1 protein-coding gene is annotated in these 372 nt (G+C 44.4%); it reads left to right on the forward strand.

Features of this window, described 5'->3' with window-relative positions:
* Window positions 1-372: GTP-binding protein (locus ACSLUH_RS19680; RefSeq protein WP_448570087.1), on the forward strand; the 372-nt coding region annotated here is incomplete at both ends.

Raw genomic sequence — 372 nt, forward strand, 5'->3', positions numbered from 1 at the left:
CGGCGACAGACGGTCCAATGCCACAAACACGTGAGCACATCTTATTATCACGTCAGGTTGGTGTACCATTCATCATCGTATTCATGAACAAGTGTGACATGGTAGATGACGAAGAGTTATTAGAATTAGTAGAGATGGAAGTTCGTGAACTTCTTTCTGAGTACGAATTCCCAGGTGATGACTTACCAGTAATTCAAGGTTCAGCATTAGGTGCATTGAACGGCGAAGCGAAGTGGGAAGAGAAGGTATTAGAATTAGCGGAAGCTTTAGATACTTACATTCCAGAGCCAGAGCGTGCGATTGACGGTGCATTCATCATGCCAATCGAAGACGTATTCTCAATCTCAGGTCGTGGTACAGTAGTAACAGGTC

Source organism: Thalassotalea ganghwensis (assembly GCF_053485795.1).